Here is a 17,698-nt window from a genome sequence, read left to right on the forward strand (position 1 = left end):
TGTTATACTGAGAAAAAAGAAAGTAGGTGACTTAGTGAATCAAGATGAAATGTGGAAAGCTGTGAAAAACAACGATGAAAGTTATGACGGAATATTTTTCTATGCTGTTAAGTCCACTGGTATTTATTGTAGACCTTCATGTAAGTCAAAACTTCCTAAAAGAGAAAATGTTTGTTTCTTTGATACTTCTGAAGAATCAAGAAAAGCTGGCTTTAGAGCATGTAAAAGGTGTAGAAGCGATTTGCTAGATTATAAGCCCATTAAAGAAATAGCAGCAAAAGTTAAAAATCTCTTAGATTCAACTTATTTAGAAAAGTTTCAATTGCAAGAAGAAATGAACAGTGTAGGCATTACTTATCATCGAATAAATGAAATATTTAAAGACGAATATGGAGTAACAGTTTCTAAATATGTATGTAATTTACGATTAGAAGAAGCAAAGAAAAAATTGGTTAATTCTAATGAAGATATAATTAACATAGCATATTACATTGGGTTTAGAAGCTTATCTGGATTTTATAGTTTTTTTAAAGAAAACACAGGCATGTCACCAGCTAAATATCGTAATAAGAATTTTAACAATGAATAGTTATGAAAAGGAGTGTATTCCATTATGGAAGGTTTGAGACTTAAAAGTATAAAATTATCAGATATAGATATGGACAAATGCTATTTTAATCCTGGCTGCGCATTGAGTACCTACAAGCCGGAATCAGAGCACAAAATATTAGCTTTTTTAAACAAATATTTCGGAACGGTTAAAATGCACAATATATGCTGTCACCACAATCCTAATTTACCAAATGGGTCAACAATAATAAATAACTGTGCAGGTTGTGACAGACGTTTTCGTTCACTGTACGACGGAATACAAACAATCTCTCTTTGGGAAGTTTTGGATTCAATTGAGAATTTACCATTACCACATTACAGCGGATTGACAGCTTCCGTACATGATTCATGTTCCTATAGACCAAAGCCACAAGTACACAATGCGGTAAGAAACATATTACGTAAAATGAATATTGAAATAATCGAATCAAAGTATTCAGGGACAAACTCTATCTGCTGTGGTGATAATTTTTATCCAACACTTCCCATTGAGAAAGTTAACGAGTTACAAAAAAAACGTGCATCACAAATGCCATGTCAAGATGTAGTAGTATATTGTGTTTCATGTATAAAGTCTATGACAATAGGTGAAAAAACAGCTCATCATATGGTAGACCTTATACTCGATGAATTAACTGAGCCACAAGAAACAAGGCTTGATGTATATCATGACGCACTTAAAGAATACATCGACGCTCATTAGGTACTGTTGATATTTTGCTTATTGGTTATTTATCCAAACCAACATCAGGTTTCCCTGATGTTGGTTTGCTTATATTATATTTTATTTCAATTAGCATTATATTTATTTCTATATTCACTAGGCGTCATTCCAGTCCAATTTCGAAAAGCTCTTCTAAAGGCATTTGAATCAGAATAACCAATTAAAAATGCAATCTCATCATTTGATATATTTTTATCTTTCAAATAATTACGAGCAAGTAATTCCTTTGTATGATTAAGTTGCTTCATAAAGGTTGTTTTTTCATTTGTCAATTTACGCTGCAAACTTCTTACGCTAAGTGCCATTTCTTTAGCAACTGATTCAATATTATCAGCTCCGGCTGGAATTAATTCAAATAATATACTTCTGACTTTTGCAGAAAATGAAACATCTATTTCTAACTCTTTTACTCTTTTTATCAATTCAGGTTCTAAATAGCTCCACATAGTGTTATTTTCAGTTATAAATGGCTCTTTCACATCTTTAATACTAAACTCTAACAGATTAGTATCACATTTTTCAGGTTTAATACCCAAAAATTCTTCTAGTTCACCATCTCCATAATCATAAACAGAAGCTACTTTTGTAGGTACAATATCTAGCCCAGTGGCTTTTCTAATAATATTAACCATTAGTACCTGCTCACTTATAATCGTAAATCTTGGAATGTCCCTATTATTGTTATCAAATATAAACTCCATACTAAGTTTTTCATCATCAGTGTGTACATCAAGTATAAATGGACCAATTATTTTTTTATATTTAGAAATTCTTTGGAAGCAATTAATACCATCTCTAGCACACATTGCTGCAAACAAAGGTGGAATAAACATCATTATTTTCTCAATATTACTATGCTCAATAATATCTTTATCTTCTATAACTTCATCAAGACTTTCCATAAATCTAATATATTGCTCAATAGAAATAGAAATTCCATCTTTATTAACCATTTTATAGCGTATATCTGCCTTTTTAAATACCAACTCAGCATTAATACCTAAAGCTTTTATATAATCTTTATAAGAATTTTCTAAAACATAAAAATTGCTCACTTAACCACCTCTACATGCTTCTTATAATTTTATCAAACATTCTATCAGGTAATATTCTTCTTAAGAATACCACAGGTTTTGCAGCAAATCCAATTAAGTATCTTGTTTTAGGTTTTTTAGCTGTTGCTGCTTTTACAATTGTATCTGCAATAACTTTAGGCTCAGTAAGTCTATTCCCACTATACATTTCTTTCATTGAATCAGCTGACTTTGAAGCACTTTTTGCATAAGCCCCCTTAGCAGAAACTTTTTTAAGATTCTCAGAAGCTATAATTCCCCACTCAGTTTTGATTCCACCTGGCTCAACAACCACTACATCAATACCAAATTCTTCTACCTCTAATCTAAGACAATCACTAAAACTTTCAACGGCAAATTTCGTTGCATGATACCATCCACCAAATGATGTATAAATTTTACCACCCATTGATGATATATTTATAATTCTACCAAAGTGATTTTTTCGCATATGTGGAAGAACTAATTGAGTCATTCTCGCTAATCCAAATACATTTACTTCTATTTGTCTTCTTGCCTCTTCCATTGGAACATCCTCAATTGCACCGTATGAACCATATCCCGCATTATTAACCAATATATCAATTCTACCTTCATTTTTCACTATTGTATCCACACATTCAACCATAGATTTATCATTAGTAACATCTAGATTAATTGTTTTAATTCCTTTGCTTTCAAGTTCTTTTAATTTATCAACTCTTCTAGCTGCACCGTATACTGTAAATCCTTTTTTCATAAGTTCTACTGCTGCATCAAATCCTATGCCGCTACTTGCGCCTGTTATTAATGCTACTTTTTTAGCCATCATACACCCTCCAAAATATAATATGTTTTTAAAAATATTAGTTTCCAAAGCTTTATTCCTTCATCTTATACTCATATTATATCTAGAAAAAGATTATAAATTAACTACATTCAGTGCCATCATACATACAATTAGCGCCAATTTAAGCTTTTCAAAAATGTCTGAAGTCGTGATTGCCGACTTCAGGTACTAAATTCTACATGCAACAGAGGAAGTTTCTTTTACAGATTCTTAATCATTTTTGCAATTGATTTGCCTAAAAGTTCATGTTTGTCTAAATCAAAATGAACCCCATCAATCTTACTAGGTTCTATAATCTCAGATGCATCAAACATATGAATATCATAGTCCTTAAGAACTTCTTTATACGCTATAGAAAATAATTTACTTTTTTCTTCAGATACTCTATCAAAACTTGATCCTGCTTCTTTTATTCCTTCAATCTTAGTAGGTATGATGACTAATATTTCTGGCACTGTCATATCTACTCCTGATTCACTCTTTTGAATAATTTTAACTAATGTTTCTACCCCTCTTGCAATATCATTCTCAGAGATATTAAACCTAGACTTCAAATCATTAGTGCCTAAAAAAATAATAACTAGATCTATCGGTTTATGGGATTGTAAGCATGTAAATAAAAACTTTTTCCCATTTTTATATTCTCCTTCAATGGGGTCATCCCATACTGTAGTTCTTGAGTTCAAACCCTCAACTATTACCTCGTAATTATCACCCAGTTCTTTTTTCATAATTCCTGTCCATGATAAGTGTTTTGGATATATTGAGCCATCTTTTGGGTTGTATCCCCAAGTATTTGAATCACCATAACATAATATCGAATACATAACATCACCTCAAATAAGTCATAGATTTTCTTCCATTCGCAAACAGAATACATTTTTTTATTTCTATTTAATTTTATCACACTATTAATATTTCATAACAAAGAACTCTAAAGTTAGCTATAGTAGTGAGTATATGCAGTAGCTGAATTGTTTTTTGAAAAATATAACTTTAGATACATGTAATTTTTTATTCAATTAATATAATGAAATAGTAGGATCATACTTGGTATAAGGAGGATTTACTATGAAAAAAAGAAAGAACGTAATCATACCTTTAATAGTTGTATTAGGGTCAATCTTATTAATAGTAGGAGGAACTCGATTGGTTAAAATGAAAAAATATAAAAAAGCTATCAATACTATTTCTATCCAAAATGTTGATTTATCTAATATTAAAGATGGTACTTATACTGGAGCTTTTAGTGCAGTTACTGCGTCAGCTGAGGTAAGTGTAACTGTAGAGGATAATAAGATTACTAAAATTGATATTTTAAAACATGAATATGATTGGAAGAAAGCAAAAAAAGCTGAGAATGTTATTAAGCAAGTAGTTAAAAAGGATACTTTAGAGGTGGATACGATTTCTGGTGCAACAGCTAGTAGTAAAATTATTTTGAAAGCTATAAGTAATGCTTTAAAAGTAAATTAGTAACTAAACATCAGGTTCCCCTGATGTTTAGTTACTTTCTTTTGTTATTCACCTGCGAAACGCATTATATCTTCAACATCGTTTCTTGGTGTTGCTGCTGGATTCTCGTCTGGGTAACCATAAACAATAAGTGCAGCTACTGTTTCTTCTTCATGTAAACCTACAATATTAGAAATTGAATCATCATCAATAACTCCCATGATTACTGTTCCAACACCTTTTGCATGTGCTGCTAAACAAAATGTTTGACACGCAAGACCAGCATCAAATACTTCCCAAACATTAGCTTTTGAAGTTGCATAATCATCTCCATCTAATTTACCACTTTTACCTTTAACAAAGCTTAACACTGCAACACCTTTTGCATTTTTTAAAGTGTCAGTGTTATAAATAAATCCATTAACCCCTTCAGTTCCAAGTCTTTTGATAATTGCTTCATCATCAACTAATGTATATCTTGCTACTTGAAAATTTCCCCATGATGGAGCCCATCTACTAATAGAAATAATATCCTTCATAGTTTCTCTATCTACTTTTTCATTCTTAAATTTACGAACACTTCTTCTTTCTTTTATCATTGTAATTGCATCCATTTTATATACCTTCTTTCTTTAAAATTATCTATTATTGTTACTTGATGTTTAGATTATATACAAATCCATATCACACAACAAGTACTGACATTATTATCCGTACGGGCATTTGTGTACACTCTTCAAAAAAAAACACGAACTCACTAATTAGCGTGTTCGCGGCTACTTGATTATTCTTGGTATTCATCTTCGAAATTTATCTCTCCGTAATTAAATTTTTGGTTATATTTTATTCCCCATTCACCTAACGCCTCTAAAATAGGCGCTAAAGTTTTCGCTATTTCTGTTATCGAATACTCTACTTTAAGAGGTAATTCATTATAAACCTTCCTATGAATCAATTCACATTCTTCTAATTCTCTAAGTTGTCTCGATAACACTCTTTCATTAATATTAGGAATCTTTCTTTTTAATTCCCCATATCGAATAACGCCAGAATTTTCTATATGATGCATAATAAGTGGTTTCCATTTACCACCAATAATATCTATAGTCAACTCTACATTACAATGAAATACATTTTTATTACCTTTTACCATATGCATCAATTTTCCTTTCTTTAAGTTCTTTTTAAACTTTTGTATCTCCAAATTTAAACTAGGTAATCTTCTCACTTACTTAGTTCTTTACTAATCTCTTCAATTACTCTTTCAATACTATAGTTATCTTTCTTGTAATTTATTAACCTATCTTCTTTATACCATTGTCTTCCTATTTGTATTCCTATAGGACAAGTTTCTTCCCATACACTCAACAATTCTTCAGCTCGTTCCGCAAAACTTCGATACATAAAATCAGTCTTTATTACTAATTGGACAATTTCTAATTCTGGATTATATTCATTTATTTTTATATCTTGTTTGTCGATAAAAGAGTTTTTTAAATTTGTGCCGCCTGCTATTCCATCTCTCGCAGCATAGTTTATTTCTTTAATTCCATTCATAACGATTGCACCAAAGCACATAATACATGGTTCCATTGAAGAATATATAATTGCATCTCTTATTCCTTGCTTACTGTTATATATTGCATTCATTTCTGCATGGGCTATTTTACTTCCGCTCAATCTGCTCAATTCTTTTATATTTTCGCTTACCATATTTCTTCCACGTGATATAATTTCACCTTCTTTTGAAACTATTACAGCACCAATTGGTATTGAACCATTGCAATAAGCTTCCCATGCTTCTTCAAAGCATGCCTTCCATTGTTCACTTTCCATCCTCATACTCCTGCCCCCTCTAGTAACTCATCAATCTATCTAGTCCAGCTCTACATTATAAAAGTCTATTTATAGTTTATATTACCAGTCAAATAAAATCTAGTCTACCTACCCGTAACCGTTCAGCTATAAAATTTATTAAAAATAATATTAAGGTAGGAAATTCTAAAGTTTGCTTCGAGGAATTTATAAGTTCCTCGTACAATAAAAAACATCAGGTCTCCCTGATGTTTAGTGACTTTTTCTTTTTAGTATATATATATCAACAATTACTAATATCCCAATACTTATAATGAGAGTAGTTATTATTGCAGGATATTGACCTGCAAATCCATTGGGTGACTTATGTTTAATTAGTATACCTATATAAGCCCATATTATAACCAACCCATAAATAAAATCATTATTTTTTAAAATTGTTATAACACTGATTAGTAGACCTAACAGTATTACTATAATAGTCCAAGTTTCTTCTGAAATTCCTAGTCCATCCCATCCTATGCTTACAAGGAAAGTTGTTACATTGGCAATTGTTGCAATAGTAATCCATCCAAAGTAGACACTAAAAGGTATTTTTATAAAAAACTTATCTCTACATGATAAGTCAGTTTTATTTATTTCTGATACAATCATTATTAAACAAATAAGCATCACAATCATAAGCAACAAAGATGAAGGAATTTTATAGTAATGCCAACTTAAAATCCATAATGCATTTGCAATTGAAGAAATTGAGAAGAAAATTCCTATTTTTTTTAATAGACTATCTCTTTCTACACTTTTATCCTTTTGAAAAAATCCCAGCTGATAAATTGTATATGCTGCTAAAAGCAGATATATAAGTCCCCATATGGAAAATGTAATAGGTGCTGGTGTAAAAAGATTTTTATATTTGCTGGCAACTTCTCCCGTTGTCACCCCATTTATTGGAATGCTATTGGCAAGAAAATTAACAGCTATCATAATTAAATATGTAACAACAACAAGAACATTTATAAAGGTAATACCTCTTTTACCTTTCATTACTTCACCCCTTAAAAAATATCTATATTCAATAACTATTATATTCACTAAGTTGTTGTAATATTTATTTAAAAAAAAGAAAATACCTACCGCTTGCTACGGTAGGTATTAATAATTAAAATTTACAATTAAATCTTTTTTCCCATTCTTCGATTAACATAGTTCTAAAATCTGGATGAGCAATATTAATCAACGCTCTCCCCCTATCTTTCAAGGTTTTTCCTCTAAGATTAGCAATACCATATTCTGTTACAATATAATGTACATCATTACGTGAAGTTGTAACTGCTGATCCTTCATCTATTAATGGTACAATACGAGAAAGTTTTCCTTTTGAAGCAGTTGAAGGAATAGCAATAATTGATTTTCCATTCTTGGCCATGCTTGCACCACGTACATAATCTACTTGTCCACCTACACCACTAAATTGTTTAAGTCCAATTGTTTCTGAAACAATTTGACCCATTAAATCAACTTGAATACAAGAGTTTATTGAAACCATATTATCATTTTGCATAATCACACATGGATTATTCACATAATCTACTGAGTATAATTCAACAAGTGGATTATTATCAACAAAATCGTAAAGTCTCTTTGTTCCCATTAAGAAGGTTGTGACAATTTTTCCATTATGTAATGTTTTCTTTTTATTATTAATAACACCTGCTTCTACCAATTCAACAACTCCATCTGAAAACATCTCTGAATGAATCCCTAAATCTTTTTTATCTTTTAGGAATAATAGCGCTGCATCTGGAATAGCGCCAATACCTAATTGTAATGTAGAACCATCTTCAATCAACTTCGCACAATTCTCTCCGATAGCTTTTTCTACTTCCCCAATTTTTGGAGGATTCAATTCAAAAATTGGATAAGATGTCTCTACAATATGATCTATTTCAGATATATGAATAAAACAATCTCCCATAGTTCTTGGCATTTGATCGTTTACTTCTGCAATAATCATTTTTGCACATTCTGCTGCTGGCTTTATATAATCACATGAAAGTCCAAAGCTACAATACCCATGTTCATCAGGACGACTTAGATGAAGAAGTGCCACATCAACTGGTAGATGATCTTCTTTAAACAATCTAGGGATTTCTGTAAAAAAGCAAGGCGTATAATCTGCTCTATTTTCATTTACTGCTTTTCTAGTACCTCCCCCTACAAATAATGCATTATATCTAAAATGCGGTTCCATTTCTGGTTTTGTATATTCACTTTTCCCTATGGCTAACATTTGAACAATTTCTACATTTTCATATTGATCTTTATTATTAACCATTGCATCTACTACTTCCAGTGGTTCACTACACGCAAGTCCCATAACAACTCTATTTCCAGATTGAATGTTTTTTACAGCTTCTTGCGCCGTTGTTAATTTCGATTTATAAAGTTCTTTCCAATTCATCTAATCTACCCCTTTTACCTATCTCTACTATCAATATATAATCACAGATTCTCCCTTATTTTGCAAATACAAGCTCGTAAAATTTTCCTAATTTTCTGATTACTTAATCTATAAATTTCTTATCTTAAGCTATAGCTATTTTTTTCTTGCATATGGATTCCAATAAGAACTTGCTTGCAAATTAATAATGATTAAGATTGAACTTAATACACTATGATTATTTATTATAATGATTATAATAATATATATTACATGTTGTGTCAAAATTCGCTTATATATTGGATTTGTTGTAAATATATACCGCAACGATTATCTTTACCAGACTTTTACCAGCTATCAAAGAGTATTATTTAACCAGTCTCTTCTAATAAATTCTTTGGATAATACTCTTCTGATTTCTTTAATCAATATTTTTTAGTCTAAAAAACATCAGGTTTCCCTGATGTTGAGCTGCTTACCTTCCAATTTATATCTTCGTAATACCTGTTATTACCATATATAAATTAAACGCAACTATTATAATTATTGTAATAGAAGTAAAAAATCTTAGCGTAATTTTCTTTTCAAACCTATTACTTTCTAGCCAACTCTTGATATAACTCTTATTACGAACAAAAGTAATTATTACTATGATTATAGAAGCTGCCGTTAAACTAATATTTATAACATCCACTATATTTCCACTTACACGAGCATTAATTTCTGATAACAATTGAACCATAGTATTATTGCATATATGCAATATAATAGCTATTTTAATAGAATACTCCGTAGTTAAATATCCTAGTATAATACCAATTCCTACCGCCATGAATATTTGATAAAAGTTACCATGCATCAATCCAAATAATATTGATGAAACTAAAATAGCGAACCATCTACCATACTTTTCGAGGGTTCTAAGAACCACTCCTCTATATACAAATTCTTCAAATATTGGTCCTACTATACATGTGGATAATACCATCACTATAGAAGGTTGATTTAATATTTCCAAATCCTCCAAAGCACCTCTAGCCGTTAATCCAACTCCATTTAACAGAAATTCTAATCCCTCCACAAATACTCCCAATGTAGCGTTCATTGAAAATAGAATAATAAAACCAATAATTACAATCTTTATTGTAAATTTTTTATTTTCTACCACTAGATCATATTGAAGAAATTTCTTCCGCCTATAAATTAAGATTGGAATAAATGCAATGAAACTTGCAATAATACTCATAATACCATTAAAACTAGCATTATCAAGTATTTGCATAAATTGATCCTCCCCCATATTGGGATTATTTATCATTTGAATAATCATAGTACCTATAATAATTATAAATACTACTACATTTAGAACTAGTTCATTCATCACTAGAGCCAAGCCAAGCTTATTAAAGTCTTTCTTCATTAATTTTTTAATTACCTTATCTTCATTATTCTCATTCATTTCACTCTCTCCCAATCTAAAAAAACATAATTAAATATATTGTACCATGGATAAATATCTATTTATCAAACATATTTCTTGATAATCTTACCGTTTTCAAACTCTACATGATACACAACCTTTTCTTGAGAATCATATCGAACCCATTCACCATGTTTTATATCTTTCTTGAAATGACCGATTTGCATTAAATGACCCCCTTTTTTATAAAAAGTCCATTTACCTTCCATTTTTTCAGATAAAATGTTACCTTCTGCTTTAATTGTTCCATCTTCAAAAAAATGAGTCATCATATCGCCCTTTAAAGTTGCTTTTGGTTGCCCGTTTTTGTATGTCTCGCCAATAAGCCATGTAACCTTTTTTTCTTCGGTGGTCTTTGATTTAACCTTACTTTCCTTCTTTCTTTTAGTAGGTTTTGGCTTTAATGTTTTTGCATATTGATGTGCCATATTCATATACTTACTCATCAATTCTGTATCCATAAAAACATGTGAAGGAACTTCAACATACTCCTTAATTAGAGAACCATAGTTTTCAAAGGGTTTGCTATTGTACTCTTCTATAAATGCTATACCATCTTCTTTACTAAGCCTGATACCAAGAACTCCGTCTTTTCTCAGCATCGTATACATATTTCCGTTCATAGACGTATAAGGCATAGTTACACCTTTCCGTTCCATACCATGAACGTTAGCAATGACTTCGTCATACTGATTTAATATTTCTTCAATTATCATACATTTTCCTTTTACCATACTAACCATCCTCTCACTTAAATAAATGCTGAAGCTTTTTGTCTATATTCTATTTTTTATATGTTGCATTAAAAAGTTCTTAGCTCTATTATATCATTTACTGTTTCTAAAATTATAGATAGCTTACATAGCTTTTAGTGCTAATTTTTAGTATATCTACAACAATCATCTAAATTATAATTAAACATACATAAGTAAATAAAACAGAACCTGTTACTGCAATAAATAAATTTTCTTTAATAAAACTCAATAATACTGCAACTCCTAATGCTAATACTGAAATGTAGGGATGTCCATCTACTGCTGTAAATCCACCCGGCATAACCATTGCTCCTAAAGCTGCATAAGGTATATATGTTAAACTTCTTTTTACTCTATCTGATAAATTTAATCTCTCAATAATATAAAAGGGTAAAATTCTTGGTATATACGTTACTAGCATCATTCCTATAATCAATATCATTATATTACTCATAACATTCCTCTCCATTCTTATTACTTTTTTCATCTATAATATTCCATATAAAAACAGTTATTATTATTACGATTATTATATGCCACCCTTGAGGAATAAAATTAATATTGTGAACTAATAAATTTATAATTCCTGATGTTACTACAACACCAATAACTTTAAAAGATTTTTTGAATTCTGGTGTTAATATTGCTAAAAACATAGCATATAATGCTACTCCCATACTTTGATTTAATGCTTTTGGCAATATACTGCCTAGTTGAAATCCTAATAAAGATCCTACTGATAAAGACAAATAGGCCGCCGCTGCCATGGGTAAATAAAAATATATTCCAACAGATTGTTGTTTTAAATATGCTATAGAATACGTTTCATCTGTCATCCAAAACGCTATTAAAGGACGCCACTTCAAACAATTTTTATTAAGCTTCGTACCAAGAGATGCTCCCATAATAAAATGTCTGAAATTAAAAAGTAAAGTAGTAAAAATTATACTTAAAACTCCAGCACCAGAATTTAGTAAATCCAAAGCCACAAACTGTGATGCTCCTGCATAAACAATTGCAGAAAATCCTATACATTCTGCCAAACTAATTCCGCTGGATTTAGCTAAAATCCCAAATGTCATAGCAATAGGAATAAACCCAAGTGCAATAGAAATTCCTGATTGCAAACCCAATTTAACTTCTAACAAATCACTCTTATTCATTTTTATTATTCCCTCTCCTTTTAAGAACTATATACCTTGAAATTCCATGTAGTTTTGTTATATTATAAATTGACATATGTATAACAGTCAAAATTAAAGTATAACAGTTAGAAAGGAGACGCTTAATGTTTATATCTTTTGATAAAAATAAAAAAGAAGCTATTTATAAACAAATAGCTCATAATATTACAGATAAAATTCTATCAGCTGAATTTTCATATAATATGAAATTACCATCTATTAGAGAATTGTCAGATAGCCTTAAATTAAGTCATATGACTATTGTAAAAGCCTATAAATTACTAGAAAAAGATAACCTGATAAAAAAGATTCCTGGTAAAGGTGTTTTCGTTAATTACAATAATATTTACTCTGATTGTAATAAAGAAATATTATCATCATGGTATAGTTCTATAGAAGATTATCAGCCTAGGGGTTTAACATTGAATCTTTTAAAAAATACTTTGATAAAGAAAAAATATAATTTATCCTATTCTATGCTCTCTACTAGCATGGCCATTGATATAAAGGACCTATTTTTAGACATTTTAAATAATCAACCAGAAGCAATAATGTCTTACTCAGAAACTTCAGGAGATCTATCGCTTAAAAATTCATTTATTCAATATCTAGCAAAATTCAGAAGTATAAATACAAACATCAAAAACATGATAATTGTTTCTGGAACTCAACAGGGATTAAATCTTATAGCATCAACATTTACAAGTTCTAAAGATTTAGTAATAATAGAATCTCCATCTTATACAGGTGCAATAGATGCTTTTAAAAATTCAGGCGCTATAATAAAGACTTTACCAATTTACAATAATACGCTTTCATTTAATGACCTTATAATTCAATGCGATAAACAACCCCCAAAATTTATATATCTTACTCCCAATTACAGTAATCCCACTGGTTACTGTCTTTCACAAAAAGAACGTATTGAACTTTTAAATCTTGCTGAAGCTTTTGATTTTTATATTATAGAAGATGATCCATGGGGAGAACTCAGCCTTGAAGTGAATCCCCCACTACCAATTAAATCTTATGATAAAAATAATAGAGTTATTTACATTAAAGGTATAAGTAAACTTCTAGGTGCTGGCTATAGAGTAGCTACTCTTTTAGCTCCTAATAATATTATTAAAACAATTGAAAAAGCCAAAGCTCGTGCTGACTTAGGCACAGCATTACTTTCTCAAAGATTAGTATCTGAAATTTTGAAAAGTCCATTAATTGATAACCATATTAAAAATATAAAAGAATTTATAAAAAAAAGAGTACAGCTTACAGTACAAATTTTTAAAAATAACTTAAGTACAAAGGTACAATATAATATTCCCAAAGGAGGATTTAACATATGGCTTACCCTTCCAGAAGAGATAAACACCGCAAATCTTCTATTTGAATATACCTATAACGAAGGAATCACATTTTTACCTGGAGCTATATGCTATCCATTACATCCTCAACATAATGAAATTAGAATTTCAATTGCATTTTTAAATGATAAGGATTATGAATCTGCAATCACAAAGCTATGTGAGCTTATAAACAAAAGATTAAAACTAGAAACTAGATTCTAATTTCTAGTTTCTCCTTAGATTTATGTATATTTTAACGAATAAAGTTAGTAAATATTTTTTCTTCTCTTTCCTCTTCTTTTACAGAACTCTTTCCCTTTTCAATTACTTTTAAAAGCCATGCCATATTTTTACCAAGCACTCTCATTATTTGAACCCCTTCATTATCTTGTAATGCTTCTCCAGGATTAGTACCATAAATAACATTCCAATAATGTGAAGTTGGCATAACCATTTCTGAATAATTAATATAATTATTTAGTTGATTGAATGTAGGTAATCCTCCCGAACGTCTAGCAGCCACAACTGATGCTCCAACTTTATGTCTTAACATATTATTATTCTCACAAGTTACTAAAAAAGCTCTATCTAAAAATGCTTTCATAGTTCCCGCTATAGCTGAAGAATACACAGGTGAACCTAAAATTATACCATCAGCTTCTTTCATTTTTTCAATCCATTCATTAACTTGATCATCTTTTATAACACACTTTTCATTCTTATGTTTAGAGCAGTAACCACAAGCAAGACATCCTCTAATTATTTTATCTCCAACATGAATTATTTCTGTATCTATTCCTTCTTTTTTAAGTTCATCAGTAACTACTTTTATTGCATAATATGTATTTCCTTCTTCTTTGGGACTTCCGTTAAATGCTATAACTTTCATTTTATAAACCTCCCTTTACTATATAAATTCTACTGTAAAAAAATAATAATTTATCTATTTAAATTATAAAGTATGTATAATACACAAACAAGTTCGTACTTTTTCGTAAGATAACAAATCTGTACTTTTATGCTTCTTAAAACCTAATTTTTCTCTAGATATCTTATTAGTTATAAATCCATTATCAATTATATATTGTACTATTCTAATCTCATCATTATTTAAGCCCTCAAAAATATCAGAATTACAATTTTCTTTAATTAAATTATTTAAATCTACATCTTCGTTATTATTACTGTTCCAACTACTTTCAAATAAACTTGTTAAATAATATTTAGTACCTCGCCCTATTCCGTTTGATTTTAAATATCCTTTATCAAACAAAAACATCAGGTTTCCCTGATGTTATGTTGCTTGTATTGTTTAACATTTTTTATACATCATTGGACCCAATCTTATCCTTTTGGAGAAAATCCTTAAATAATTTAGCAAAGACTCCACTTAAAGCTACAAGAGCTATTAGATTAGGTATCATAAGAAATCCACATGCCATGTCAGCCATTGTCCAAACAACTTCAATTGGCATTATAACAGCAATTATTGGTGGAACAAAGTAAAACCATTTGAGTACTTTTTCTGCTTTTTCTCCAAACAAATAATTAATTGATGCCTTATATTCAACAAAAAATCCTAAGGTAGAAGAATAGGTAAACAATACAACGGCTATACAAACTAAAATTAACCCAAGATCTCCCCAAACAGTTCGAAAAGCTGCAAATGTAAGAGGTGCACCAGTTACACCACTACTCCATTCACCACTACTAAGAATTGCAAAAGCCGTTAGATTGCAAATTATACCAGTATCAACAAACACTTCAATAACACCCCACATACCTTGACGAATTGGATGATCTGTAATTGCTGTTGCATGTACAGTGGATGCAGTACCCAAACCCGCTTCATTCGAGAAGATACCTCTAGAAGCACCTCGACTCATTGCCATCATGATAGTCGAACCAACAAAACCACCAACTGCAGGTGAAGGAGCAAAAGCATATTTAAAGATAAGTGCAAATACTTCAGGAAGTTGATTAATATTTACTACTGCTACTCCCAAAGCAGCAATAATATAAATTATACACATAGGAGGAACAAGTATACTACAAAACTCTCCGATTCTTTTAACTCCACCTCCAACAATAATTATCATACTAATAAGAACCGAAACAACACCAGTAATTATAAGTGGAATACCAAAAACATCTTGAACAGCTGTAGCCATTGTATTAGGCTGAATAAATGTTGCGTCTGTTACAACTAATATAAGCAACGCAATAGCATAAACACTAGCTAATGTTTTCCATTTACTTCCTAATCCATCTTTTATATAATGCATTGGTCCACCATAGTAATCTCCATTTTCGCCTTTTTTACGATAATGAACCGCTAGTGTTACCTCTGTCATTTTGGTAACCATACCGAATAATGAAATTACCCACATCCAAAATACTGATCCTGGACCACCAATTGCAATTGCAGATGCAACTCCCGCAATATTTCCACTCCCAACAGTGCCAGCAAGTACAGTACTTAATGCTTGAAAAGGTGACAGTTTCCCCTTTCCCTCAATTTTCTTAGTATTCTTACCGAACATAGTCCCTATTGTTTTTTGGAAAATGTATCTTATATGAGTAAATTGGAAAAATCCAATTTTATAAGTAAGAAAAAAGCCTACCCCTACTGTAAGAATCATCAGTGGTGTACCCCACAAAAATTCTGTTACTGCAACTAATTTTTCAAACATATATATCCCCCCATTTTTGTGATGTTAAATTCAACCTACGAAAATCATAAAATTATGTATTTACCAACGACACCTTGTCCATACCAAAGTAAAGGATATTTTTTTGTAAAAGCCCCTTTATAATTCTATATTTATGTTCAATATTTATAAAAATACCATATTATTAAATTACACCTCAGGGATTAATATTTACTAAATTGTTATTTAATTTTCTTGCGAATTTCAATAATATCTTTTTCTTTAATTAAATTATTTCCATCTACATCTTCATTATTATTATCGCTATTCCAATCTTTTTCAAAAAAAGTATCTCTTTATATCTGCCCTTGGGTTTCACTACTTCAAAACTTTCTTCATAATTCCTTGATATTTAAATAGTATTATTACCTCATAAGATAAATCTTCACAATTAAAAGAGATCGTTTAAGCATAGATCTACTAAATTCTTTCGAAAAATTATTAATGCCTCATATTTTCGAAAGAAAAGTAGAACTAATCCTTAAGCCGACTCAAAAGGAGTGTATTACAATGAAAAACTTTAGAAAATTTATAATCCCAGGTACTGTCGCTTTAACAATTTTAGGATCTACAACTGCTTTTGCAGTATCATCGACTACTACCACTGATACAGGGAATGAAACAACTACTCAAGTAACAATGGAACATAGAGATGGTAGAGGCGGTAAAGGTGGATTTAAAAACAGAGAAGATAAAGAAGCAAAAAGACTTGAAAGACAAGAAGCTGAAGCTGCTATTTTAGAAAAGTCAGAATCACTTATTCCAGGAGCTACTGCTGAATTTGAAGCACTTAAAACTAAGTTAGATTCTACACGTGAAACTCTGCATCAAGAAATGGATGCACTAAGAGAAAAAGTCCAAAATGGTGAAATCACTAGAGAAAAAATGAAAGAAACTTTAGTTGGTAAAATAGGTAGAAGAGGTCATGGTCCAAAAGGCTTAAATGCTGATGGAACTAAAACTGAAAGACCTGCTAACCCTTGGGATGAACTAGAATCTGCTGTAGAGGCTGATGATGCAACTGCTGCACAAACTGCTTTTGACTCAATAATAGAACATATGACAGAACATTTAACTGAAATTAATGAAAGACTTTCAGCTTTACAATAATTAAATAATAGTAAAAGGGAGTCTGCTCAAAATTGAGGGGACAGTAGGTAGATTTGTGTAAAAACAAATCTACCTACTATCTTTTTTTGTATGATTAGTTGGTAGTTTTGGAATAATATACTATGAAAAATTTAAGGAGGAAAATTTATGACAAAGAAAATTGA

The 17,698-nt window shown here is 30.4% G+C and carries 20 protein-coding genes; 5 read left to right on the plus strand and 15 right to left on the minus strand.

The genetic code is table 11. The features are described from left to right. Positions 1-34: 34 nt before the first annotated feature. Positions 35-589 carry a bifunctional transcriptional activator/DNA repair enzyme AdaA gene (locus ACQ3F0_RS14665; protein ID WP_428866064.1) on the plus strand — a complete coding sequence of 185 codons (555 nt, stop codon included), beginning with the start codon at positions 35-37 and terminating at the stop codon, positions 587-589. A gap of 24 nt (positions 590-613) precedes the next feature. Beyond that, a complete protein-coding gene (locus ACQ3F0_RS14670; RefSeq protein WP_428866065.1) occupies positions 614-1,315 on the plus strand; it encodes a heterodisulfide reductase-related iron-sulfur binding cluster in 702 nt (233 codons plus the stop codon). A gap of 86 nt (positions 1,316-1,401) precedes the next feature. Here the strand turns inward: ACQ3F0_RS14670 and ACQ3F0_RS14675 are convergent, their stop codons facing one another. The 3 genes from ACQ3F0_RS14675 to ACQ3F0_RS14685 all read right to left on the minus strand — a co-directional run bounded on the left by ACQ3F0_RS14675 (position 1,402) and on the right by ACQ3F0_RS14685 (position 4,065). After that, on the minus strand, positions 1,402-2,391 hold the full coding sequence (locus ACQ3F0_RS14675) for a helix-turn-helix domain-containing protein (RefSeq protein WP_428866066.1): 990 nt from the start codon (positions 2,389-2,391) through the stop codon (positions 1,402-1,404). A 10-nt stretch (positions 2,392-2,401) separates the two neighbouring features. After that, the gene (locus tag ACQ3F0_RS14680; protein ID WP_428866067.1) at positions 2,402-3,217 is read right to left on the minus strand and encodes an oxidoreductase; all 816 of its coding nucleotides are present in this window, start codon (positions 3,215-3,217) and stop codon (positions 2,402-2,404) included. Between the two features lie 221 nt (positions 3,218-3,438). Next, on the minus strand, positions 3,439-4,065 hold the full coding sequence (locus ACQ3F0_RS14685; RefSeq protein ID WP_428866068.1) for an SGNH/GDSL hydrolase family protein: 627 nt from the start codon (positions 4,063-4,065) through the stop codon (positions 3,439-3,441). Positions 4,066-4,309: 244 nt separating this feature from the next. On the opposite strand from ACQ3F0_RS14685, the gene ACQ3F0_RS14690 reads away from it, so the two are divergent. Continuing rightward, the gene (locus ACQ3F0_RS14690; RefSeq protein WP_428866069.1) at positions 4,310-4,714 is read left to right on the plus strand and encodes an FMN-binding protein; all 405 of its coding nucleotides are present in this window, start codon (positions 4,310-4,312) and stop codon (positions 4,712-4,714) included. A gap of 44 nt (positions 4,715-4,758) precedes the next feature. Here ACQ3F0_RS14690 and ACQ3F0_RS14695 read toward each other — a convergent pair whose 3' ends face one another. The 9 genes from ACQ3F0_RS14695 to ACQ3F0_RS14735 all read right to left on the minus strand — a co-directional run bounded on the left by ACQ3F0_RS14695 (position 4,759) and on the right by ACQ3F0_RS14735 (position 12,346). Next, positions 4,759-5,307: a nitroreductase family protein gene (locus ACQ3F0_RS14695; protein WP_428866070.1), complete on the minus strand. Its 549-nt coding sequence runs from the start codon at positions 5,305-5,307 to the stop codon at positions 4,759-4,761. Positions 5,308-5,477: 170 nt separating this feature from the next. After that, positions 5,478-5,852, minus strand: a complete 375-nt coding sequence (locus ACQ3F0_RS14700; RefSeq protein WP_428866071.1) for a winged helix-turn-helix transcriptional regulator — start codon at positions 5,850-5,852, stop codon at positions 5,478-5,480. Between the two features lie 65 nt (positions 5,853-5,917). Next, positions 5,918-6,535, minus strand: a complete 618-nt coding sequence (locus ACQ3F0_RS14705; protein ID WP_428866072.1) for a nucleoside deaminase — start codon at positions 6,533-6,535, stop codon at positions 5,918-5,920. A gap of 225 nt (positions 6,536-6,760) precedes the next feature. Then, the gene (locus ACQ3F0_RS14710; protein WP_428866073.1) at positions 6,761-7,552 is read right to left on the minus strand and encodes a tryptophan-rich sensory protein; all 792 of its coding nucleotides are present in this window, start codon (positions 7,550-7,552) and stop codon (positions 6,761-6,763) included. Positions 7,553-7,667: 115 nt separating this feature from the next. Beyond that, positions 7,668-8,969: an acetyl-CoA hydrolase/transferase family protein gene (locus ACQ3F0_RS14715; RefSeq protein WP_428866074.1), complete on the minus strand. Its 1,302-nt coding sequence runs from the start codon at positions 8,967-8,969 to the stop codon at positions 7,668-7,670. Between the two features lie 466 nt (positions 8,970-9,435). Then, complete coding sequence (locus ACQ3F0_RS14720) at positions 9,436-10,407, minus strand: CPBP family intramembrane glutamic endopeptidase (protein WP_428866075.1); 972 nt, start codon at positions 10,405-10,407, stop codon at positions 9,436-9,438. Between the two features lie 65 nt (positions 10,408-10,472). Beyond that, positions 10,473-11,162 (minus strand): toxin-antitoxin system YwqK family antitoxin, encoded by a 690-nt coding sequence (locus tag ACQ3F0_RS14725; RefSeq protein WP_428866076.1) that lies wholly within the window; start codon positions 11,160-11,162, stop codon positions 10,473-10,475. A gap of 169 nt (positions 11,163-11,331) precedes the next feature. Then, positions 11,332-11,637 carry an AzlD domain-containing protein gene (locus ACQ3F0_RS14730; RefSeq protein WP_428866077.1) on the minus strand — a complete coding sequence of 102 codons (306 nt, stop codon included), beginning with the start codon at positions 11,635-11,637 and terminating at the stop codon, positions 11,332-11,334. Then, the gene (locus ACQ3F0_RS14735; RefSeq protein ID WP_428866078.1) at positions 11,630-12,346 is read right to left on the minus strand and encodes an AzlC family ABC transporter permease; all 717 of its coding nucleotides are present in this window, start codon (positions 12,344-12,346) and stop codon (positions 11,630-11,632) included. Before ACQ3F0_RS14735 ends, ACQ3F0_RS14730 begins: the two co-directional genes overlap by 8 nt. Before the next feature lie 125 nt (positions 12,347-12,471). On the opposite strand from ACQ3F0_RS14735, the gene ACQ3F0_RS14740 reads away from it, so the two are divergent. Then, entirely contained in the window at positions 12,472-13,935 is a 1,464-nt protein-coding gene (locus tag ACQ3F0_RS14740; protein ID WP_428866079.1) for an aminotransferase-like domain-containing protein, read from the plus strand. A 31-nt stretch (positions 13,936-13,966) separates the two neighbouring features. Here the strand turns inward: ACQ3F0_RS14740 and ACQ3F0_RS14745 are convergent, their stop codons facing one another. From ACQ3F0_RS14745 to ACQ3F0_RS14755, 3 genes are all read right to left on the minus strand, one after another. After that, on the minus strand, positions 13,967-14,602 hold the full coding sequence (locus ACQ3F0_RS14745; RefSeq protein WP_428866080.1) for a flavodoxin family protein: 636 nt from the start codon (positions 14,600-14,602) through the stop codon (positions 13,967-13,969). Positions 14,603-14,665: 63 nt separating this feature from the next. Then, the gene (locus ACQ3F0_RS14750; RefSeq protein WP_428866081.1) at positions 14,666-14,992 is read right to left on the minus strand and encodes a hypothetical protein; all 327 of its coding nucleotides are present in this window, start codon (positions 14,990-14,992) and stop codon (positions 14,666-14,668) included. 43 nt (positions 14,993-15,035) lie between these two features. Further along, entirely contained in the window at positions 15,036-16,406 is a 1,371-nt protein-coding gene (locus ACQ3F0_RS14755) for an alanine/glycine:cation symporter family protein (protein ID WP_428866082.1), read from the minus strand. A gap of 528 nt (positions 16,407-16,934) precedes the next feature. Here ACQ3F0_RS14755 and ACQ3F0_RS14760 point away from each other — a divergent pair. Continuing rightward, on the plus strand, positions 16,935-17,534 hold the full coding sequence (locus ACQ3F0_RS14760) for a hypothetical protein (protein WP_428866083.1): 600 nt from the start codon (positions 16,935-16,937) through the stop codon (positions 17,532-17,534). The last annotated feature ends 164 nt before the right edge of the window (positions 17,535-17,698 follow it).

The organism is Clostridium sediminicola, assembly GCF_050402865.1.
GTDB classification, from domain to species: Bacteria; Bacillota; Clostridia; order Clostridiales; family Clostridiaceae; genus Clostridium_AF; species Clostridium_AF sediminicola.

Coding starts and splice junctions, on each gene's coding strand:
- ACQ3F0_RS14670 (WP_428866065.1), top strand. CDS start 614: ATGGAAGGTTTGAGACTTAAAAGTATAAAATTATCAGATATAGATATG.
- ACQ3F0_RS14695 (WP_428866070.1), bottom strand. CDS start 5,307: ATGGATGCAATTACAATGATAAAAGAAAGAAGAAGTGTTCGTAAATTT.
- ACQ3F0_RS14685 (WP_428866068.1), bottom strand. CDS start 4,065: ATGTATTCGATATTATGTTATGGTGATTCAAATACTTGGGGATACAAC.
- ACQ3F0_RS14720 (WP_428866075.1), bottom strand. CDS start 10,407: ATGAATGAGAATAATGAAGATAAGGTAATTAAAAAATTAATGAAGAAA.
- ACQ3F0_RS14690 (WP_428866069.1), top strand. CDS start 4,310: ATGAAAAAAAGAAAGAACGTAATCATACCTTTAATAGTTGTATTAGGG.
- ACQ3F0_RS14715 (WP_428866074.1), bottom strand. CDS start 8,969: ATGAATTGGAAAGAACTTTATAAATCGAAATTAACAACGGCGCAAGAA.
- ACQ3F0_RS14680 (WP_428866067.1), bottom strand. CDS start 3,217: ATGGCTAAAAAAGTAGCATTAATAACAGGCGCAAGTAGCGGCATAGGA.
- ACQ3F0_RS14735 (WP_428866078.1), bottom strand. CDS start 12,346: ATGAATAAGAGTGATTTGTTAGAAGTTAAATTGGGTTTGCAATCAGGA.
- ACQ3F0_RS14700 (WP_428866071.1), bottom strand. CDS start 5,852: ATGCATATGGTAAAAGGTAATAAAAATGTATTTCATTGTAATGTAGAG.
- ACQ3F0_RS14745 (WP_428866080.1), bottom strand. CDS start 14,602: ATGAAAGTTATAGCATTTAACGGAAGTCCCAAAGAAGAAGGAAATACA.
- ACQ3F0_RS14710 (WP_428866073.1), bottom strand. CDS start 7,552: ATGAAAGGTAAAAGAGGTATTACCTTTATAAATGTTCTTGTTGTTGTT.
- ACQ3F0_RS14755 (WP_428866082.1), bottom strand. CDS start 16,406: ATGTTTGAAAAATTAGTTGCAGTAACAGAATTTTTGTGGGGTACACCA.
- ACQ3F0_RS14705 (WP_428866072.1), bottom strand. CDS start 6,535: ATGAGGATGGAAAGTGAACAATGGAAGGCATGCTTTGAAGAAGCATGG.
- ACQ3F0_RS14740 (WP_428866079.1), top strand. CDS start 12,472: ATGTTTATATCTTTTGATAAAAATAAAAAAGAAGCTATTTATAAACAA.
- ACQ3F0_RS14750 (WP_428866081.1), bottom strand. CDS start 14,992: ATGTTTTTGTTTGATAAAGGATATTTAAAATCAAACGGAATAGGGCGA.
- ACQ3F0_RS14725 (WP_428866076.1), bottom strand. CDS start 11,162: ATGGTAAAAGGAAAATGTATGATAATTGAAGAAATATTAAATCAGTAT.
- ACQ3F0_RS14760 (WP_428866083.1), top strand. CDS start 16,935: ATGAAAAACTTTAGAAAATTTATAATCCCAGGTACTGTCGCTTTAACA.
- ACQ3F0_RS14730 (WP_428866077.1), bottom strand. CDS start 11,637: ATGAGTAATATAATGATATTGATTATAGGAATGATGCTAGTAACGTAT.